Source organism: Flavobacterium sp. (assembly GCF_041911335.1).
Taxonomy (GTDB): domain Bacteria; phylum Bacteroidota; class Bacteroidia; order Flavobacteriales; family Flavobacteriaceae; genus Flavobacterium.
Genome location: NZ_JAYRPD010000071.1, coordinates 13444 through 32596, shown reverse-complemented (window position 1 = coordinate 32596; position 19153 = coordinate 13444). Strand labels below are relative to the sequence as shown.

Sequence of the window (19153 nt, the reverse complement as noted above, 5' to 3'; positions counted from 1 at the left end):
AAATTTGTTACATTTTTTATTGGGTTGATAGTTAGTGGATTAAGAATTCTCCAAATGCTAAACTTTATTTTTAAAAACCTTTTTCCTATATTTGGTCAAAAGCTAGAGAAGTAAATGAAAATCATATCATACAACGTTAACGGAATTCGTGCTGCCATTACCAAAGGTTTTTTAGAATGGTTACATCAAGCAAACCCCGATGTTATTTGTTTGCAAGAAATTAAAGCAACCGAAGACCAAATTCCAAAATTAGAAATTGAAGCTGCAGGTTATCCGTACCAATATTATTTTCCAGCAGAGAAGAAAGGATATAGCGGTGTTGCAGTTTTATCCAAAATTGAACCCAAGAATGTGGTTTTTGGAACAGGAATTCCTTACATGGATTTTGAAGGAAGAAATCTACGTTTGGATTTCGATGGCTTATCAGTAATGAGTTTGTATCTTCCATCTGGCACAAATATTGATAGATTGGATCATAAATTCAAGTATATGGACGACTTTCAAAACTATGTAAACGACTTGAAAAAGGAAGTTCCTAACTTGGTAATTTGTGGTGATTACAATATTTGTCACGAAGCTATTGATATTCATGATCCTATACGAAATGCCAAAATTTCTGGTTTTTTACCTGAAGAACGCGCTTGGTTAGACAGTTTCATGAAAAGTGGATTTATCGATACTTTCCGTCATTTAAATAAAGAACCACATAATTACAGTTGGTGGAGTTACAGAGCCAATGCTCGAAATAATAACAAAGGTTGGAGAATCGATTATTGTTTGGCAGCCGAACCTTTGAAAGATAAAATTCAAAGAGCCTTAATTTTGCCTGAAGCAAAACATTCTGACCATTGCCCAGTTTTAGTAGAAATTAAATAAAAAAACAAGTTCAAATTCAATAAAGGTAAAAAGTAAAACGTCTCTGTGTATCTCTTTTCAACAGAATCTAAATAATAAAAAACTCAGTGAATCTCTGTGTAAAGTTAAAATGTAAAAACAATATAAAATGATTAGAAAAATTGCCCTTGCTTGTGTAGTTTTAAGTTTAACTACTTCATGTGTTTCTAAAAAAATCTACCAAGATTTAGAAAACAAATATGCCGATTTAAAGAAAGAACACAACGCTTTATCGGATGAAAATACCACTTTAAAATCCGATAAAAATCAGTTAGAAGCGGATAAAAATAAATTGCAATCGGAATTAGATAAAACTAAGGCAGAGCGCGATAAATTAGCAGCAGATTATGCAGCAACCAAAAAGAGTTTAGACAATCTAAAAGCTTCATACGCTGCACTTGAAAAAGATAGCAATGATGCTTTAGAAGCTAATATTAATAAAAACAGACAATTGTTGGCTGAGTTAGAAGCAAAACAAAAAGCTTTAGCAGCGGAACAAGATCGTTTAAATAAATTGAAAAAAGACCTAGAAGCATCTTCAGCACGTTTAGCTGAGCTAGAAAAAATGATGGCCGACAAAGATGCGGCTATGAAAAAGTTAAAAGAAACACTAACCAAATCGTTAAAAGCTTTCGAAGGAAAAGGATTAACAGTAACGGAAAAAGATGGAAAAGTATACGTTTCTATGGAGAATAAATTACTTTTCGAATCAGGAAGTTGGACAGTGGGTTCAGAAGGGAAGAAAGCAGTGGATTTAGTTGGTAAAGTTTTAGGAGATAATCCTGAAATTTCAGTTTTAATTGAAGGACACACGGATAACGATAAAATCACTGGAACTATTGGTGGTGGAGTGGAAAACAACTGGGATTTGTCTACAAAACGTGCTACTGCAATTGTAAATATTTTATCGGCTAATGCTAAAGTGAAAAAAGAAAACCTAACAGCTGCTGGTCGTGGTGAGTATGCACCATTAATGAGTAACGATACGGCAGAAGGTAAAGCAAAAAACAGAAGAATCGAAATCATCTTAACGCCTAAGTTAGATGAGATTTCTAAAATGTTGAATGAACTATAAGAAGTTTAAAAGGTTATAGTTTAAAAGTTTAAAAGTTCAGAGAATTTCTTTGAACTTTTTTCTTTTTAATAAACTTTACTACTTTGTATCTTTGCTACTTTTAATATAACAATGAACTACACAACACTACCAAATACCGAACTAAAAGTCAGTAAAATCTGTTTAGGAACGATGACTTTTGGAAATCAAAATACTGAAAGTGAATCGCATAGTCAATTGGATTACGCTATTGAAAAAGGAATCAATTTTATTGATACTGCCGAAATGTATCCTATTGGTGGCAACGCTCAAATTTTTGGAAGCACAGAGCGTTATATCGGAACTTGGATTAAGAAAATTGGTGCTTCGGAACGTGAGAAATTAGTGTTGGCAACAAAAATTGCTGGTCCAAATCGTGGAATGGAATATATTCGTCAGCCTTTAGATTTTTCTAAGAAAAGCATTCACGAAGCGGTAGAATTGAGTTTAAAAAATCTTCAAACCGATTATATCGATTTATACCAAATGCATTGGCCAGAACGAGTGATGAACATGTTTCAAAAACGCGGTGTTCAAGAAATTGATACCAAATGGCAAGACAATATTTTTGATGTGTTAACAGTGTATGATGGTTTAATCAAGGAAGGCAAAATCAAACATATTGGACTTTCAAATGAAAATCCTTGGGGTGTGATGCGTTTTTTAATGGAAAGTGAAAAGCACGGTTTACCAAGAATTGCAACCATACAAAATCCGTTTTCTCTATTAAATCGATTGTATGAAGTTGGTTTGTCAGAAATTGGAATGCGTGAGAATGTTGGATTGTTAGCGTATTCACCACTTGGTTTCGGATTTTTATCTGGGAAATATTTGAACGGTTATCCTGAGAATTCACGTATGAAATTGTTTCCAAATTTCGTTCGTTATACCAATGAAAATTGCTTCAAAGCAACCAAATTATACAAAGAATTAGCAGAAGCTAACGGTTTAACATTAACCCAAATGGCGATTGCTTTTGTGCATCGTCAAAAATTTGTGACTTCAACGATAATTGGAGCAACAACTTTAGAACAATTGCAAGAAAATATTCAAGCTTTTGACACCATTTTATCAGACGAAATAGTAGCTGAAATTGAAAAAATTCAGGAATTAATTCCAAATCCAGCACCATAATAGTGTACAGTTTTCAGTCTCAGTTAGCAGTATATTACTGAAAACTGAGACTGTCAACTGCGACTATTTTACAAGTTATCTATAAACTTATCCTTTGGATATTTGACTTTATAACTGATTCTGAATTTCTTGGTTTCTCCAGCGCCAAGTTTTATATCCCAAGTTAGAATTCCTGTTTCTGGGTTTGCTTTGGCTTTTCCGTTGTCTAACAGTTCGATTGTGATTTCTTTATCGGTGCTAATTGGATATTGATCTTTTAACAACATTTCAATTGCTTCTTTTTTGTTGTTTTTCACGGTAATATCATATGTAAACGTTTGTTCTTTGTAGCCTGATAAGAATTTAGTTCCCGATTTATCTGCGATTTTTTCACGTTTGATGGCAATTTTTTTATCTCTTCCCATACTCAAATTCAAAGTATCTGAAGTTTGATTTGGGTTAATCATTGTTTTACCAACATACATTCCTTCGAAGATTATATTCGCTTCACCAGGTAATAAATTGAATTTAGAATATTCGCTAATTTCAGCTAATAAAAAGGCTTCTTTTTCAACTTTTGGAACGGCGTAATATTTATAAGTTGCAGGTAATTTCAAATCTTTTAAGGCAACACTATGCGCTTTTCCATTCGATAAAATGTCATATGGAATATCAATATCAAAAGAAACGTTCAATTGGTTTTCGTTGATAGTGGTGTAGTTGGAGATTGAGGATTCATAATCTTTTCTTTTAATACCAACCGAACTTGTAACCACAACTTCATTCATTTTAGTGTCATCATTTGTATAACCATAAGTTCTTGGATATCCATATCTCAAAAACCAAGCTTGTAAAATAGGAGCTGTGTTGTTTTGATTTGGATTACCACTTGAAAGCGTTAGTTTTACTTTTTTCCAATCGATTCCTGTGTTTTGTACCACTTTTGCTTTGTACATTAAGTTGATTGGCGAATTGATATTGTCCGCACGTAAATCGTAAAAGGGAGACCAAGAAGCGTTATTCGTTAAATAATTGATGTCTAAATTCACTGAACTTGCAGCATCAGTCATTACTTGTAAAACTAATTTTCCTTGTGAGGTTTTCTCTTGTTTTTGAGTGTTCAATTCTAATTTTGAATTCAGTTTTGATAGTTTGTCTTTTAACTTGTTTTCCTTTTCATAAAGCATATCAACCAAATTACTCAATTCATTTCTTTTCGCTCGGTAATAATCTACTAGTTTCATTAATTCGGTGACATTCAATCCAGAATTTTGTCCCGCTACATTTTGATTTTTATCTAATAAATCAATGGTTTTGGAATAAGACACTTTTTCGTTGGCAATTTTTCCCATTTCTTTTTCGATGATGGCAATGCTATCACGAACTTTTTTAATCATCGGATTGCTTTCATCAATTTCATATTCCGAAATAAAATTTCGTGTAAACTGAACTGATAAAACCGTAACGTTTGCGGGAGCACCAATTTGAATGGTGTTTTCATTGATATAATCGGCAACATTTTTAATAACAATCTCGCTAGTTCCTGAAGGAAGTGTTACGGCTGCTGATTGTAATAATTCAGCCGAATTGCCATAAACAGTTGCGCTTTTAATTTTAGCAGTTGTAAAAATAGGTTTTTGAGCAAATGTGATTGCCGAAAAACAGAATAATGTAATTAGAAGTATTTTTTTCATCTCTATAAACTTTAGTGTTTATTCTATAGAGTGAAATAAAATGGAAAAGGTTGGGAAGCTTATAAATATTTTGTAAAATTGTAAGAAAATATAGAATTATGAAACGTTTTTTTTTTATTGTTAATTTGTTTCCTTAGTGGTTTTGGATTTTCTCAGAAACAATATCATTTTGATTATAAATTGTTATACGAGTATACTTCCATCGATTCCAAAACTAAAAAGTCAAATTTATATTTAGTTAACTCTAAAAGTATTAACTATTATTTGGGTGAATCAAGAGACAAAGATTCCATAAATATGAATTTGATTTTTCTAGATCATAATGGTATTTCATCAGTATCAAGAATTGCAATTCAAGATTTTTATAAAGCTGAAGTATTTTCTAATGAATGTAATTCTGTAGTAAAATATACGAATCAATACAATAATAAAGCTAATGAATATGCTTTTGTGAAGCACAACGACACTTTAATTAATGATGTTTCTTATTTTCATTATGAGATAAAATCTATAAAAAGTATTAAATATCAGAAAAGAAAAAAAATTCAGTCCGCACACATTATTATCGATAAAAATAGTCAAGATTTCAGGCCCTTATTATATAATCCACTTTTTTATAATTTATATAGTAAAACGCCAATTTTGCCAAATGGTTTATTTAAAATTATTTATTATACAAATCTAAAAGGAGAAATTACTTTCAAACAAGAACTTTTAAATGTGGTAAAAATTGATAAATATTTGACTATTCCAGAAGAATGCGATTATACTAAATCCCCAAAATAATCTTAGCAATAGTAAAATAGGTCAAAATCCCTAAGATATCGTTACTTGTCGTAATAAACGGACCTGTTGCTAATGCAGGGTCAACTCCGTATTTGTTCAAGATAATCGGAATAAAAGTTCCAATTAATGATGCCATAATAATTACCGAAAGTAAGGCAGTTGCAACGGTATAACCCACATGAATTTCGTAACCTAATAAGAAATAACTGCCTGCTAATAAGATTACTGAAAGAATGACTCCGTTTAACAAACTCAAAGAAAGTTCTTTTAATAATCGCTCTACAACAGGACCAATTATAGTGTTGTTAGCTAAACCTTGTACAATAATCGCAGAAGATTGAACTCCCACATTTCCCGCCATTGCGGCAATCAATGGAGTGAAGAAAAATAATTCAGGATGAACAGCCATTATGGGTTCAAATATTCCTAGAACATGTACCGATATAAAACCTCCTAGTAAGGCTAAAACCAACCAAGGTAAACGCGCTTTTGTTAATTGTAAAACGCTATCGTCTGCTTCAACGTCTTGCGAGATACCGGCTGCTAACTGGTAATCTTTGTCAGCTTCTTCCTTGATTACGTCTACGATGTCATCAATGGTAATTCTTCCTACTAATCTTCCTAATTCATCTACAACTGGAATGGCTTCCAAGTCGTATTTTTGCATAATTCGGGCAACTTCTACATCTTTTGTATCAACTTTTACATAATCTACTTTTTTAATGTAAACATCGCTAATAGGTGTTTTTGTTGAGGTAGTTAATAAATCTTTTAATGATAAACGACCTTTTAATCGTTCTTCATCATCAACCACATAAATGGAATGTACTCTTGAAACATTTTCGGCTTGTGCGCGCATTTCCTTTACGCAAGTTAAAACATTCCAGTTTTCGTTGACTTTTACCAACTCTTTTCCCATCAAACCACCAGCGGTGTCCTCGTCATAGCGTAATAAGTCAACAATGTCTTTTGCGTGTTCAACATCTTCTAATTCCGAAATTACTTGTTCCTTTTTGTCTTGAGGTAACTCGGCAATAATGTCGGCAGCGTCGTCTGTACTTAATTCGTCAAGCTCTTCTGCAATTTCTTTTGGAGATAAATTGCGTAAGATTTTTTCACGAACTTCTTCATCTAATTCGAGAAGAATTTCGGCTGTTTTTTCAGAATCTAAGGTGTTAAAAATGTAAGAAGCGCCATAATCATCGAGTTCTTCCATGATTTCGGCAATATCAGCAAAGTGAATATCTTCAAGAAGCAAAAGTAATTCTTGCGACTTGTTTTCACTTATAAGTTGTTCTATTTCAGTTAGAAACTCTCTGCTGATTTTAAACTCCATCGGCTGCTATTTTTTGGGTGATTTCAATAAATTGTTCTACCGAAAGTTGCTCCGGACGCAGGTCAAAGATACTATCTTCTTTTAAATTATCAGAAAAATTGAATGTTTTTAAGCTATTTCGCAACGTTTTTCTTCTTTGTTGAAAAGCGGTTTTCACTACTCGGAAGAATAATTTTTCATCACATGGTAACGAATAATCTGCTTTTCTTCTTAATCGCATTACACCAGAATCTACTTTTGGTGGTGGATTGAAAACATCCGGCGGAACTGTAAATAAGTATTCTGCCTCATAAAATGCTTGGGCTAAAACGGATAGAATTCCATAGGTTTTACTTCCTTTTTTCTCGCAAATTCTTTCGGCTACTTCTTTTTGAAACATCCCAGCGAATTCCGGAATTTGATCGCGCATTTCTAGAGTTTTGAATACAATTTGAGTCGAAATATTGTATGGAAAATTTCCAATAATTGCAAAAGGTTCGCCATTGAAAACTTCGTTTAAATTGTATTTTAAAAAGTCTTTCGAAATGATATGATTTTCTAATTTTGGATAGTGAACGCCCAAATATTCCACCGATTCTTTATCGATTTCAATTACAAAGGTTTCGGTTGGTTTGTCCAATAAATATTTGGTTAAAACACCCATTCCTGGACCAATTTCCAAAATTTTAGAATAGCCTTCTAGCGAAAGTGTATCAGCAATATCTTTTGCGATGCTTTCGTCTTTTAGGAAATGTTGTCCTAAGTGTTTTTTTGCGGTTACTTTTTCCATTATATGTTCCTTTTTTTTCATTCCCGAGAAGTCGGGAATCTTTTAATTAGAATTATTATACCATTCCAATGATAAATCTTCCCAATTTTTATTTTCTTTTTCAATCAAATCGATTTTCCATTGACGGTTCCATTTCTTCAAACGCTTTTCCCGAAGAATAGCATCTTCAATGTAGCCATGAACTTCAAAGTAAACTAATTTATCAACGTTGTATCGGTATGTAAATCCTTTATTTATTTTGCTTTTATGTTCTGCAACTCTTCTAATAATATCATTTGTAACTCCAACATAAAGTACAGAGTTGTTTTTATTGGCTAATATGTAAACATAATATATATGTGCTTTCATAAAAGAGTTTTCCGTTTTCACGGAAAAGACAAAATAGGTTAGTTTCCTGCATTGTAGAATTCTTCCATCACTTCCAACTCCGTTCTAAACGCTAACATTTTATCTGCAAAAAGTTGTAAGCCTTCTTGGCGTAATCTTGGTGCGTGATTTTGGTAATAGTCTTCCAATTTGGCTCTAGAATCGGTAAAATATTGAACGGCATATGTTACGCCACCCATTTCTTCTTCTACCAAAACGCGAACCATTTTAGCATTGGTAAACAAACCGGTTGCTAAAACATCGTTAATATGTTTGTTTTGCATCCACTTTAACCAATCGGAATGAATGCTTTCGTCTACGTTTATCGTTACGTTGTATATAATCATTTTTAATAAATTTCAAGTTCAATATTATAACACAAAGAATGCTAAGTTTTTCGCAAAGTTCGCAAAGAATAAATTCAAAACCCTACTTTAATATAATAAAACTAAATGTCTCTATGTATCTCTCCTCAATACAAAGTTAGGAAAAGGATCTTTGTGAATCTCTGTGTAAAATCAAATTGTCGAATCACCTCGCAATGTTCTGTATTGTTTTCTACTTTCGGTATAATACAAACTATCGGGATGTTCTAAAACTACTTTTTCGTATAATGCTTTTGCTTTTTCGTTGTCTAAAAGATGTTTTCTATAAATCTCTGCTGAAAAGTATAAAGCTTCATCTTTGTAAATTCCGTCTTTATGGTTGTCTAAAATATTTTGATAATACGTTAAGGCTTTGTTGAAATCGCCTTTTTCTTCATAAATTTTGCCAACTTTGAATAAGGTTCCTTCTTCGATGCTTTCGCCTTTGTGTTTTTGTAAAATGGCTAAAAAGAGTTGAAGTGCTTCTTCTTTTTTATTCTGATACAATTTTAAATCTGCTGTTGAATAGGCTTGAAGTGCTACTCGTAAACTGTCTTCGGCTGAATTGTCTTGAATAAGTAAAAACATTTCAATCGCATCATTTGCAATTAATAAACTTGGCGATTGTTTCAAGACTTTTACTTGTTGCAAGGTCCAATCGAAGTCTTTTTTGTAGAAGTTGGCTTTTGCTAATTTTAAACTAGCTTCATGAGCCAAAACATCGTTTTTTAAATTATCTTCTACTTGTGCATAATACAAAATGGCTTGATTGAATTTTTCATCATAGACCATAATATCAGCTAATTCCATTTTAACTTCTGATTGTTCTCTCACATTTAATGGAAGTTTCAAGGTGTTTTGCAACAATTCAATTCCTAATTTCGATTGATTCAAATAAAACGTTTTAAAGTGAGCCGAGAGAATTTGCAAGTCTGTTGAATACGGACTAATGCCATATTTTTTCAACAACTCTTGAAGTTTTAAATCAATAGCAGGATAGTCTTTTGAAGTCGCTGATTCCATTTCCATGGAAATTAGAAAATGATGCGCTTTCATTTGTAATTCTACATCTTGGGTATTTTCCAAAACAAATTCCAAAATTAGTTTAGCATCCTCAAATTGTTTTTCTTCCATTGCCATGCTTCCCAAAGTGACAATGTTGTAAAAACTTTCTGGATTTCTCTTGTAAACCGCTTTCTCTTGAATAAATGCTTTTCCGTATTCTTTTTGCTGAACGAAAAACCAACTTAAAAATTGGTTCCAATATACATCTTGCGACTTTTGAGTTCTTAGCAATAAGTTTTTTCGAATAGTCGCTGCAAAAGTACCATCGGTATCGTCCATTAAAAAACGAGTCAACTGATTTTGAACCATTGGAGTTCCATCTGGCGTATTGAAACCGTAATCTAATAATTTGTTCAACATGACTTCTAAATTGCCCAATTGCCCTTGAATCATAGCAGTTTGGTAATCGAAATTTAGATTAGGATTTTTCTTTTGAGCCGTTTCATACGCTTTTAACGCCCAAGGCAATAATACTTTTTTCTCGAATGAATTAGCAACTTGGTAGGCATAATTTGGCTCTTTTTCAATTTCTTGAATGGCTAATTCGTAATTTTTTTCTGCTTTATCCGTGTTTTTTTGAAGTTGGTAATTATAACCAAGTTCAACTAATAATAAAGGTTGGTTGTATTTGTCTTTTCGTTTGGTGATGGCGTTTTCCGCTTTATCGTATTGTTGCAATTGTTGGTAACATTCCACCACTTTTTGAAAGAAGAAATAGTTGGAAGGTTGTTTGGTCGAAATTTCTTCAAATAGAGTAAGTGCTTTTTGAAACTCGCCTTTTTCAAAATAGTCCATAGCCAATTGCTCGTTCTGTGCCGAAACACAAAACGAGGACAAAAAGAGAATAAAAAAAACTATTTTTTGCAACATAAATAAAACAAATAATGTACTAAAGTAACACTTTTTAGCGTCAAATTAGTACATTATTTTATAAAGATTAACGTTTAGTTAATGATATCAAATCCAGTGTATTTTCTTAAAACTTCAGGAACTACGATACCTTCTGGCGTTTGATAGTTTTCTAAAATTCCAGCTAATACTCTTGGTAAAGCCAATGAACTTCCATTCAACGTGTGTGCTAATTGGTTTTTACCTTCTTTGTCTTTAAAACGTAATTTCAAACGATTTGCTTGGAAGGTTTCAAAATTAGAAACCGAACTAATTTCTAACCAACGCTCTTGTGCTGTTGAATACACTTCAAAATCATAAGTTAAGGCAGAAGCAAAACTCATATCGCCACCGCATAATCTTAGAATTCTATATGGTAATTTTAATTCTTGTAAAATTCCTTTTACGTGTTCCACCATTCCATCTAATGCTTCGTAAGATTTTTCAGGATGTTCAATACGAACAATTTCTACTTTGTCAAATTGGTGCAAACGATTCAATCCACGAACGTGAGCACCATAAGAACCTGCTTCACGACGGAAACATGGCGTGTATCCTGTGCAAAGTACTGGTAAATCATTTTCGTTCAATAACACATCTCTGAAGATATTCGTTACTGGAACTTCCGCTGTTGGGATTAAATACAAATCATCTACACCTACATGGTACATTTGTCCTTCTTTATCAGGTAATTGCCCTGTTCCAAAACCAGAAGCCTCATTTACTAAATGTGGAACTTGGTATTCTAAGTAACCAGCATCGGTATTTTTATCAAGGAAATAAGTGATTAAAGCACGTTGTAATTTAGCACATTTTCCTTTGTAAACTGGGAAACCTGCACCTGTGATTTTTACGCCTAATTCGAAATCAATTAAATCGTATTTTTTTGCTAATTCCCAGTGAGGTAAAGCACCTTCGTGTAATTTCGGAATTTCACCTTCTTGATACACGTTTAAGTTTTCTTCTGGAGTTTTTCCTTCCGGAACGATGTCGGCTGGTAAATTAGGTAATTTGTATAATTCTTCTTGTAATTTAGTGGCATATGTATTCAATACTTCGGTCAATTCTTTGTCTTTTTCACGAAGTTGAACTGATTTTTCTTTTAAGATTTCAGCTTTTGCTTTTTCACCACTTTTCATTAAATCGCCAATATCTTTGGATAGCTTATTTGACTCGGATTTGATAGTGTCTAATTCAACTTGAGTTGCTCTTCTTTTTTCGTCTAGTACAATTACTTCTTCGATTGCACTTTTAGCATCTAAGTTTTTCTTAGCTAATCGTTTTACTACTTCGTCTTTGTTTTCTCTAATGTACGCTATCTGTAACATAATATATAGGATTTTAAGGATGCAAATTTAAGAAATTGGATTCAGATAATACATAAAAAACGATTTCACTTATGTGTTTTTGTGAATTGATTAAATTCTTACAAAAAGTAGTATTAAAACGAAGATATTGTTGTATATTCGCTTGATTTTTATTTAAATTGATAATTTTAAGCTTAATTCTATTAGTTTTTAATAAAGTAAAATTACATAAAAGTTCCCCCAAAATTTTATAACCTACAAAAAATGAAAAAAATTACTTTAAGTTTATTACTCTTATTTGGAGTTATCGGTTTTGCCCAAACGGATAATTCTGAATTTGATAGAATGGTAGAAGCAGAAATGAAGTCGGCTTCAGCAACCATAAATTTTAGAGCCAACCCCAATACTCAAAATTATGATATTAGTTATCATGAATTGCGATTTAATGTAGATCCGAATAATACCACCCCATATATTAGCGGAATAGTTACCACAACTTTTACTGCATTAAGCGATATGAATGTTGTAACTTTTGATATGGCAACCGAATTAGTAGTGAGTTCAGTAACAATGAATAGTTCTAGTTTAACTTTTAGTCAAAGCAATTACGAGTTAAATATTAATTTACCTGCTACTTTGGCTACAGGTAATTCTGCAACAGTTGTAATTACGTATGCAGGTTCTCCGCCTCAAGCGGAAGGAGCATTTACTAGAGGAACTCATGGTGGTACTCCAGTGATTTTTACACTTTCTGAACCCTACGGAGCAAGAGATTGGTGGCCTTGTAAACAAGATTTGAATGATAAAGTTAATTCAATAGATGTTTATATTACTGCACCATCTGCTTATGTTAGTGTTTCTAATGGATTAGAAGTTTCTCAAACTATTTCTGGAGGTAATAAAACAACTCATTTTCATCACGGTTACCCAATACCAGCTTATTTGATAGCTATTGCAGTAACAAATTATCAAATTTATAATCAACAAGGCGGATTGGGAACAGTTGCAAGTCCTTATTTTCCTATTGTAAATTATTTATATCCTGAAAGTTATGCTTCTGCAACTTCTGCAACACAATTAGGAACTACTCCAACAATAATAAATTTATACGAATCTTTACTGGAGCCTTATCCGTTTAGAAATGAAAAATACGGACATGCTCAATTTGGCTGGGGTGGCGGAATGGAGCATACAACGGTTTCTTTTATGGGAAGTTTTGGAAGAAATTTAATCGCTCATGAAATGGCACATCAATGGTTTGGCGATAAAATCACATGTGGTTCTTGGAAAGACATTTGGTTAAATGAGGGACTTACAGAATACATGTCTGGATTAGTAGTTGAAAATTTAGACGGAGCTACTCCATTTGTGACTTGGAAAACTAATAAAATAAATTCTATTACTTCACAAACAACAGGATATGTATATCTTCAAGATTCTGATTTAACAAACGTAAATAGAATATTTTCTTCTAGATTAACATATGATAAAGGGTCTATGGTAACGCATATGTTGCGTTGGGTGATGGGTGATGCAAATTTTTTCCAAGCTTTACGTAATTATTTGTCTGATTCTAATTTGGCTTATGGATATGCCCTAACAAATAATTTAAAAAGTCATTTGGAAGCAGTTCATGGAAGTAGTCTATCGGAATTTTTCAACGATTGGCTTTACATGCAAGGCTATCCTACATATACCATTACGGCTCAAAATTGGGGTGCTGGTCAGGCAAAAATTACAGTAAGTCAAACACAGTCGCATGCGTCAGTTTCTTTTTTTGAAATGCCTTTACAAATTAGACTAACAAGTGCTGGAGGTATAAATCATGATGTGGTTGTAAATAACACAGTTAATAATCAAGAATTTATAGTGCCAGTTCCGTTTGTTGTGGCTGGAGTGACATTTGATCCAAACAAACATATTATTTCTAAAAATAATGTGGTAACATTAGCAAATGAATCTTTCGAATTAGAACGAGCGATTTCGGTTTACCCAAATCCAGCAAATGATGAATTACACATTATGATGCCAACAACTACACAATTAGAGAAAGTTGAAATTTATAATACTTTAGGCCAATTATTAGCAACACATCAAACAGCTGATTTTAGAATTGATAATTTGAGTTCGGGAATGCACGTAATGAAAATCACTACTTCAGAAGGCGCAATTCATAAAAATTTTATAAAAAAATAGTTCACAAATAAAATAATGATGAAAAGTAAGGTGAAAACCTTACTTTTGTCGTTTAAATAAATGCGTAAAAATGATTCAAGTAGCACAAATATTATTCATATTATCAGTTTTAGTAATTCTTCACGAATTTGGTCACTACATCACGGCTAAGATGTTCAAAGTGCGAGTAGAGAAATTTTACTTGTTTATGGATGCTGGTTTTTCTTTAGTGAAAAAGAAAATAGGTGAAACTGAATGGGGAATCGGATGGTTACCATTAGGAGGTTATGTAAAACTTTCAGGAATGATTGACGAAAGTATGGATACAGAACAAATGAATGCTCCTGCAGAACCTTGGGAATTCCGTTCAAAACCAGCTTGGCAACGTTTGATTATTATGTTGGGCGGAATCATTGTAAATGTAATCTTAGCATGGTTGATTTTTACCATTATGTATGCAACTGTTGGACAGAAATTCATTGCTACTGAAAAAATTCAAGAAAACGGATTAGTATTTGGTGAAGTAGGTCAGAAAGCAGGATTTAGAAATGGTGATAAAATTCTTTCAGTAGACGGAAAACACCAACCAAGTTTTAACCGATTGACATTAGATGTTTTACTTGGTGATAAAGTTGAGGTAGAACGTAATGGTCAAAAAGTAGATGTGATTTTAACCGATGAAATGAAAGGTGAAATCATCAGTAAAGAAGGGAAAGAGTTTGTTGGACCTCGTTTTTTAGGATCAGTAGTAGATTCTGTAGTTCCAAAATCACAAGCTGATATCGCAGGATTAAAAAAAGGAGATAAAATAAAAGCAGTAAACGGAACATTCTTCAATTATTATGATGAATATAAAGAAAATATTTCTAAACATAAAAACGACAGTATTTCCTTATCTATTTTAAGAGGTGCCGAAGTATTAACTTTAAAAGCTAAGGTAGATAAAGAAGGGAAATTAGGGTTCTTTAATAAACCCTTAGATAAATCAGATTACGAAGTAAATAATCAATTGTCTTTTGGACAAGCAGTTCCAGCTGCAGTCAAAGAATCTTGGGCATTATTGGTTTATAATGTAAAACAGTTCAAATTAATATTACGTCCTAAAACAGAAGCTTACAAACACGTTCAAAGTCCAATCGGAATTGCGCGTCGTTTACCAGATACCTGGGATTGGGAATTCATTTGGAATTTTACCGCTTTATTCTCAATCGGATTAGCCTTTATGAACTTGTTACCAATACCTGGATTAGATGGCGGACATGCATTATTTACAATAGTTGAAATGATTACGGGGAAAAAATTATCAGACAAAGCAGCAGGTTATGTTCAAACCGCTGGAATGATTATCTTGTTGACGCTAATGGCTTTAACTTTTGGAAAAGATATTTACCAATTAGTGGTAGATAAACTTTTATAATTTTTTCAATAAAATAATTTGCGATAACAAAAAATCAGTTTATATTTGCACTCGCTAAAAAGATAAATACCTTCCTCCTTAGCTCAGTTGGTTAGAGCATCTGACTGTTAATCAGAGGGTCCTTGGTTCGAGCCCAAGAGGGGGAGCAACTTTTTAGCAAAACATAAACCTTTGAGGTGATTCCTCCTTAGCTCAGTTGGTTAGAGCATCTGACTGTTAATCAGAGGGTCCTTGGTTCGAGCCCAAGAGGGGGAGCAGCAAAAAACCGATACATTGTATCGGTTTTTTTATTTTAATCTCTTCTTAACCAACCCGTAACGCTCAATCGAGGTTTGTGACTTTCCAAAACTTCATGAACCAATTCATTACTCTTAAAGAAAACGGTTTTTCTGTTGGTTGGAGCTATTTTTTGAGTTACATCACCATCGTAAATACACAATTCACCACCATCTTCTGGTTGCCAATTTTCGTTCAAATAGGTAATCATCGAAAACTGTCGGCTTGAATTATCTTGAAATTGATCTAAATGCTTTCTGTAAAAACTACCCTTATCAAACAACGCAAAATGAAATTCATAACCCGTAATTCCAGTATAACAACTGCGGTTCAAATACGCCACAAAAGCATCTACTTGATCTAAAAATGCATTTTCATATTCATTATTATTCGCTCGGTCTAGCCAATAAATAGCATCACTTCTTATCGCCAAATTTTGAGTTAATTTTGCGGCATTTCCAATTCCAGCGGCTTTTAGTAAGTTTTGTTCTTTCAATTCAAACAATCTCTTTACCAAATGTTGCGCTAACTCTTCCGATACAAAATGTTCCACAATGCCCACTTTCGAATCCAAATAACTCGAAATTAAGGTTTCAAAACAATCTTCCATTTTATTTAAGTTGTAAAATACCTTACAAAGATATCATTTCCTTTTTTAATTTGGGCGTTACTCCGCTTTAGCGAGTCGGGCTGTTCGTTGCAATCTTTATTTATAAAATTTGGCAATTTTACAAATAAAGGATTTCCTCTTCCATCCTTAACGCGAACCTCGGTTTCAATTAAAATTAGTATTTTTACAAAAACCTTTCAGCATGCAACATCTTTTAAAAGTTTCAGAAAATACACAGCTTTCTTGGCGCAATTTAAGTATTCAAAATAGAATTTCTTTTTTGCCTCAATTAGCTAAACTACTTTTAGAAAACAAAGAAAAATATGCAACCTGTATCACTACCGAAATGCACAAACCCATTTCACAAGCCATCGCTGAGGTTGAAAAATGTGCGCTTTTGTGTAATTACTATTACGAAAATGCTGAAACTTTTTTAGCCACAAAAAACATAAAAACCGAAGCTTCTGAAAGTTTTGTTACTTACGAACCTTTGGGTGTTATTTTAGGCGTAATGCCATGGAATTTTCCGTTTTGGCAAGTATTCCGATTTGCGGTTCCAACACTAATTGCAGGAAATACCGTTGTGGTTAAACACGCGAGTAATGTTCCAAAATCGGCTAAATTAATTCAAGAAATATTTGAACAAGCTGGTTTTCCAAAAGGTTGTTGTCTAGATTTACCGATTTCAAGCAGTGAAGTAGCAAATATAATCGCAAATCCAATCATTAAAGCTGTTTCTTTAACAGGAAGCGAACAAGCCGGAATAGCAGTTGCTACAGAAGCAGGAAAACATTTAAAAAAGTGCGTGTTAGAATTAGGCGGAAGTAATGCTTTCATCATTTTAGAAGACGCAAACCTTGAAAAAGCAGTTGCAACAGCAGTAAACGCTCGAATGCAAAATACAGGTCAAAGTTGTATTGCAGCTAAGCGATTTTTAGTTCACGAAAATATTGCAGAAGAGTTTATTGATAAATTCAAAGTTGCCATTCTAAACTTAAAAACTGGAAATCCGTTAGATAAACAAACTCAAATTGGTTCGTTAGCACGAGTTGACTTAGCCGAAGAATTGGAAATTCAAGTTCAAAAATCCATTCAAATGGGAGCAAAGTTAATTGTTGGCGGAAACAGGAAAGACGCTTTTTATGAACCTACTATTTTGACTGAAGTAACTACTGAAATGCCGATTTTTAAAGAAGAAACTTTTGGACCAGTTGCTGCGATTGTGACTTTTAAAAATGTTGATGAAGCAATTAAATTAAGTAATCAATCGGAGTTTGGATTGGGGGTTTCGGTTTTTACACAAAATGTAGATGTAATTAAAAATAGAATTGTTGATTTTAATGAAGGTGCGGTTTTCATTAACGAAATGGTGAAATCAGATCCAAGACTGCCTTTCGGTGGTGTTAAAAAATCTGGTTATGGAAGAGAATTGTCTGAAGATGGTATTAAAGAGTTTATAAATGTAAAAACGGTTGTAATTAATACTTTTTAATTTTTACCCTATATTTTTAGAGGTATTAAATAAAAAATTTATATAAATTATTAAAACAACCCCCTATTTTTCATAAAGTTTTTTAAATAAAATACTTTTTATTAAATTTACCCTATAAAAAAATAGGGGTATGAAAGTAAAAAAAAGATGGTTGGTTTCTTTTGTGATTATTTCGATAGTATCGATAATTAGTTTGTTTTGGGAAAATAAAAATGAATTGCAATCACAATTTTCAACGGTTGAAGCTATAAATTTTGCCGATGTTGCTTGGTTGTTAACATCATCATCCTTCGTGTTATTAATGACGCCAGGATTGTCTTTTTTCTATGGTGGAATGGTGGGAAAGAAAAATGTAATTTCTACGATGTTACAAAGTTTTATATCACTTGGTGTGGTGAGTTTACTTTGGGTTGTTGTAGGATTTAGTCTTTCTTTTGGAGATAGTCTAGGTTTTGAAATAGGAGGAAAACATTATGGAATAATTGGAAACCCATTTGATTTTATGTTTTTTGATAATGTAGGTTCGTTGCCTCACAAACAATTAGCAGGAACAATTCCTTTTGTTTTGTTTGCTTTGTTTCAAATGAAGTTTGCAGTAATTACACCGGCAATTATTACAGGTTCATTTGCAGAACGTGTGCGTTTTATAGGTTACTTGTTCTTTATTTGTTTGTTTACATTATTTATTTATACTCCATTATGTCATATGGTTTGGCATCCTAGCGGATTATTAGGTTCTTATTTTGGAGTTAAAGATTTTGCAGGTGGAACAGTAGTTCACATGAGCGCAGGATTTGCTGCTTTAGCAGGTGTTTTAGTGCTTGGTAAACGTAAAAATAGCGAACATATTCCAACGAATATTCCTTTTGTACTACTTGGAACCGGAATGTTATGGTTTGGTTGGTTTGGTTTTAATGCGGGTTCGGCTTTGGCTGCTAATGGAACTGCAGCAATGGCTTTTGCAACAACTACTGTAGCTTCAGCCTCAGCCATGTTAACTTGGGTGTTTTTTGATAGAATTAATGGTCGTAAAGCTTCCGCTCTTGGAGCATGTATTGGAGCTGTTGTAGGATTAGTTGCTATAACGCCAGCTGCAGGATTTGTATCCATTCCAAAAAGTATTTTCTTTGGATTTATTACCGCAATAGTTTCTAATAAAATGTTGTATTGGAAAAAACTTAAAGAAATTGATGATACACTTGATGTTTTTGCTTGTCATGGTGTTGGTGGTATTATGGGAATGATTTTAACAGCTATTTTTGCTGAAGGAGAAAATGCAAGTTTACTTCACGGTGGTTGGTCGGTTTTTGGACACCACATGATGGCATTGATATTGGTTGCTTTCTTTACTTTTTTTGGATCTATTTTATTATACAAAGTAGCAAATTGGTTTATTCCGTTACGAGTTTCAGAAGAATCAGAGCAACTTGGTCTTGATTTGTCTCAACATAACGAAAAATTTTAGGTAGAATATGTTATTTTTGATATACTCAATTTTTTAAACAAT

General features: G+C 32.9%; 16 protein-coding genes and 2 tRNA genes. 10 read left to right on the top strand and 8 right to left on the bottom strand.

Annotated elements, in window-relative coordinates:
• Positions 1-114 precede the first annotated feature (114 nt).
• From ACE3PD_RS10870 to ACE3PD_RS10860, 3 genes are all read left to right on the top strand, one after another.
• Positions 115-876: an exodeoxyribonuclease III gene (locus ACE3PD_RS10870; protein ID WP_374402358.1), complete on the top strand. Its 762-nt coding sequence runs from the start codon at positions 115-117 to the stop codon at positions 874-876.
• 127 nt (positions 877-1003) lie between these two features.
• On the top strand, positions 1004-1969 hold the full coding sequence (locus ACE3PD_RS10865; RefSeq protein WP_374402355.1) for an OmpA family protein: 966 nt from the start codon (positions 1004-1006) through the stop codon (positions 1967-1969).
• Positions 1970-2080: 111 nt separating this feature from the next.
• Complete coding sequence (locus ACE3PD_RS10860) at positions 2081-3121, top strand: aldo/keto reductase (protein ID WP_374402353.1); 1041 nt, start codon at positions 2081-2083, stop codon at positions 3119-3121.
• Between the two features lie 68 nt (positions 3122-3189).
• On the opposite strand, the gene ACE3PD_RS10855 is transcribed toward ACE3PD_RS10860, so the two are convergent.
• Positions 3190-4794, bottom strand: coding sequence for a DUF4139 domain-containing protein (locus ACE3PD_RS10855; RefSeq protein ID WP_374402351.1), 1605 nt, complete (start codon positions 4792-4794; stop codon positions 3190-3192).
• 297 nt (positions 4795-5091) lie between these two features.
• Between ACE3PD_RS10855 and ACE3PD_RS10850 the strand changes: the two genes are divergently transcribed.
• Positions 5092-5580: a hypothetical protein gene (locus ACE3PD_RS10850; protein WP_374402349.1), complete on the top strand. Its 489-nt coding sequence runs from the start codon at positions 5092-5094 to the stop codon at positions 5578-5580.
• Here the strand turns inward: ACE3PD_RS10850 and mgtE are convergent.
• From mgtE to serS, 6 genes are all read right to left on the bottom strand, one after another.
• Positions 5564-6916 carry a magnesium transporter gene (gene mgtE / locus ACE3PD_RS10845; protein WP_374402347.1) on the bottom strand — a complete coding sequence of 451 codons (1353 nt, stop codon included), beginning with the start codon at positions 6914-6916 and terminating at the stop codon, positions 5564-5566. The two genes, ACE3PD_RS10850 and mgtE, sit on opposite strands and share 17 nt — an antisense overlap.
• Positions 6906-7685 (bottom strand): 16S rRNA (adenine(1518)-N(6)/adenine(1519)-N(6))-dimethyltransferase RsmA, encoded by a 780-nt coding sequence (gene rsmA / locus ACE3PD_RS10840; RefSeq protein ID WP_374402345.1) that lies wholly within the window; start codon positions 7683-7685, stop codon positions 6906-6908. Before rsmA ends, mgtE begins: the two co-directional genes overlap by 11 nt.
• A gap of 42 nt (positions 7686-7727) precedes the next feature.
• The gene (locus ACE3PD_RS10835) at positions 7728-8033 is read right to left on the bottom strand and encodes a GIY-YIG nuclease family protein (protein WP_374402343.1); all 306 of its coding nucleotides are present in this window, start codon (positions 8031-8033) and stop codon (positions 7728-7730) included.
• A gap of 38 nt (positions 8034-8071) precedes the next feature.
• Complete coding sequence (locus ACE3PD_RS10830) at positions 8072-8398, bottom strand: DUF4286 family protein (protein ID WP_374402341.1); 327 nt, start codon at positions 8396-8398, stop codon at positions 8072-8074.
• Positions 8399-8569: 171 nt separating this feature from the next.
• Complete coding sequence (locus tag ACE3PD_RS10825; protein ID WP_374402339.1) at positions 8570-10276, bottom strand: tetratricopeptide repeat protein; 1707 nt, start codon at positions 10274-10276, stop codon at positions 8570-8572.
• Positions 10277-10425: 149 nt separating this feature from the next.
• Complete coding sequence (gene serS / locus ACE3PD_RS10820) at positions 10426-11697, bottom strand: serine--tRNA ligase (RefSeq protein WP_374402337.1); 1272 nt, start codon at positions 11695-11697, stop codon at positions 10426-10428.
• Between the two features lie 243 nt (positions 11698-11940).
• On the opposite strand from serS, the gene ACE3PD_RS10815 reads away from it, so the two are divergent.
• The 4 genes from ACE3PD_RS10815 (at position 11941) to ACE3PD_RS10800 (ending at position 15523) form a co-directional block, all read left to right on the top strand.
• Positions 11941-13872: a M1 family aminopeptidase gene (locus ACE3PD_RS10815; protein WP_374402335.1), complete on the top strand. Its 1932-nt coding sequence runs from the start codon at positions 11941-11943 to the stop codon at positions 13870-13872.
• Between the two features lie 70 nt (positions 13873-13942).
• Positions 13943-15268 (top strand): RIP metalloprotease RseP, encoded by a 1326-nt coding sequence (gene rseP / locus ACE3PD_RS10810; RefSeq protein WP_374402333.1) that lies wholly within the window; start codon positions 13943-13945, stop codon positions 15266-15268.
• 72 nt (positions 15269-15340) lie between these two features.
• Positions 15341-15414: transfer RNA gene (locus tag ACE3PD_RS10805), tRNA-Asn, on the top strand.
• 35 nt (positions 15415-15449) lie between these two features.
• Positions 15450-15523, top strand: a tRNA-Asn gene (locus tag ACE3PD_RS10800).
• Between the two features lie 37 nt (positions 15524-15560).
• Here ACE3PD_RS10800 and ACE3PD_RS10795 read toward each other — a convergent pair.
• A complete protein-coding gene (locus ACE3PD_RS10795; RefSeq protein WP_374402331.1) occupies positions 15561-16154 on the bottom strand; it encodes a 2OG-Fe(II) oxygenase in 594 nt (197 codons plus the stop codon).
• 202 nt (positions 16155-16356) lie between these two features.
• Between ACE3PD_RS10795 and ACE3PD_RS10790 the strand changes: the two genes are divergently transcribed.
• Positions 16357-17646 (top strand): NAD-dependent succinate-semialdehyde dehydrogenase, encoded by a 1290-nt coding sequence (locus tag ACE3PD_RS10790; protein WP_374402329.1) that lies wholly within the window; start codon positions 16357-16359, stop codon positions 17644-17646.
• A 130-nt stretch (positions 17647-17776) separates the two neighbouring features.
• Positions 17777-19111, top strand: a complete 1335-nt coding sequence (locus tag ACE3PD_RS10785) for an ammonium transporter (protein ID WP_231835520.1) — start codon at positions 17777-17779, stop codon at positions 19109-19111.
• The last annotated feature ends 42 nt before the right edge of the window (positions 19112-19153 follow it).

Coding starts and splice junctions, on each gene's coding strand:
- ACE3PD_RS10870 (WP_374402358.1), top strand. CDS start 115: ATGAAAATCATATCATACAACGTTAACGGAATTCGTGCTGCCATTACC.
- ACE3PD_RS10865 (WP_374402355.1), top strand. CDS start 1,004: ATGATTAGAAAAATTGCCCTTGCTTGTGTAGTTTTAAGTTTAACTACT.
- ACE3PD_RS10860 (WP_374402353.1), top strand. CDS start 2,081: ATGAACTACACAACACTACCAAATACCGAACTAAAAGTCAGTAAAATC.
- ACE3PD_RS10855 (WP_374402351.1), bottom strand. CDS start 4,794: ATGAAAAAAATACTTCTAATTACATTATTCTGTTTTTCGGCAATCACA.
- ACE3PD_RS10850 (WP_374402349.1), top strand. CDS start 5,092: ATGAATTTGATTTTTCTAGATCATAATGGTATTTCATCAGTATCAAGA.
- mgtE (WP_374402347.1), bottom strand. CDS start 6,916: ATGGAGTTTAAAATCAGCAGAGAGTTTCTAACTGAAATAGAACAACTT.
- rsmA (WP_374402345.1), bottom strand. CDS start 7,685: ATGGAAAAAGTAACCGCAAAAAAACACTTAGGACAACATTTCCTAAAA.
- ACE3PD_RS10835 (WP_374402343.1), bottom strand. CDS start 8,033: ATGAAAGCACATATATATTATGTTTACATATTAGCCAATAAAAACAAC.
- ACE3PD_RS10830 (WP_374402341.1), bottom strand. CDS start 8,398: ATGATTATATACAACGTAACGATAAACGTAGACGAAAGCATTCATTCC.
- ACE3PD_RS10825 (WP_374402339.1), bottom strand. CDS start 10,276: ATGGACTATTTTGAAAAAGGCGAGTTTCAAAAAGCACTTACTCTATTT.
- serS (WP_374402337.1), bottom strand. CDS start 11,697: ATGTTACAGATAGCGTACATTAGAGAAAACAAAGACGAAGTAGTAAAA.
- ACE3PD_RS10815 (WP_374402335.1), top strand. CDS start 11,941: ATGAAAAAAATTACTTTAAGTTTATTACTCTTATTTGGAGTTATCGGT.
- rseP (WP_374402333.1), top strand. CDS start 13,943: ATGATTCAAGTAGCACAAATATTATTCATATTATCAGTTTTAGTAATT.
- ACE3PD_RS10795 (WP_374402331.1), bottom strand. CDS start 16,154: ATGGAAGATTGTTTTGAAACCTTAATTTCGAGTTATTTGGATTCGAAA.
- ACE3PD_RS10790 (WP_374402329.1), top strand. CDS start 16,357: ATGCAACATCTTTTAAAAGTTTCAGAAAATACACAGCTTTCTTGGCGC.
- ACE3PD_RS10785 (WP_231835520.1), top strand. CDS start 17,777: ATGAAAGTAAAAAAAAGATGGTTGGTTTCTTTTGTGATTATTTCGATA.